This is a genomic window from Oleiphilus sp. HI0123, from assembly GCF_001635315.1.
On sequence record NZ_LWGE01001854.1, the window covers coordinates 1 to 822 of the forward strand.

Sequence of the window (822 nt, forward strand, 5' to 3'; positions counted from 1 at the left end):
TTGAGAAAACCTACATTCCCCTCACTAGAGCCATAAAACTCCATCACCTTATCGACACCAAAGCGCTGTTTAAAACCCGCCCACAGGTTTGCTCGCAAACCGTTACCAAAAATCATTCTTACCTGATGATTTTTATCATCAGCACTTTCTGGCTGAGACATCAAATAGCGACACAACTCACCAACATAACAAATAGCAGTTGCTTGCGTTCGTCTTACCTCAGACCAAAATCTACTAGCAGAGAATTGTCGCGCCATAACCAAGCAGGCATCACCAGCCAAGACACTGCCCCATGCAACTACCAAGGCTGTACCATGATAAAATGGCAAGGTCACATAAGCTCGGTCACGCGGTGTCAGCTGTAAACATGCCAGTCCCGCACCACCAAAGGCTTTCATAAAACGTCCATGAGTCAAAATAGCCGCTTTCGGCAGCCCGGTCGTACCAGAGGTATAAAAATAACAGAAAGCCTCGGAAGGACGACTCCTCAAGGTACTACCCGGATTCTCTGAGCTTTCTTTCCTCTGCACCGCCGCAAGATCTGTCCAGCCATCAGGCAAAGCATCAGGGTCAACATCACTAAGCAAAGTGTCAGCATCATCAAAGAAAAAGCGAGCATTACTAGAAACAGGAAGACTACTCTCTACCTCAGAAATCGCTGAAAATAGCTCTCGCCCGACAATAATTGCTTTAGCATCGACGAGCTCAAAACTGTGGCGTAACACCGCGGCGCGCTGACTGGTATTGATGAGCGCACTCACGGCCCCTATTTTGGCAATCGCAGCAACACAGGCCAATAGCTCTGGGCGATTCTCCATAAAA

The 822-nt window shown here is 47.9% G+C and carries 1 protein-coding gene; it reads right to left on the reverse strand.

Features of this window, described 5'->3' with window-relative positions; translation table 11 throughout:
• Nucleotides 1–822, reverse strand: an 822-nt coding sequence (locus A3761_RS24845) for an AMP-binding protein (protein ID WP_156492114.1), incomplete at both ends; no start/stop codon positions are given.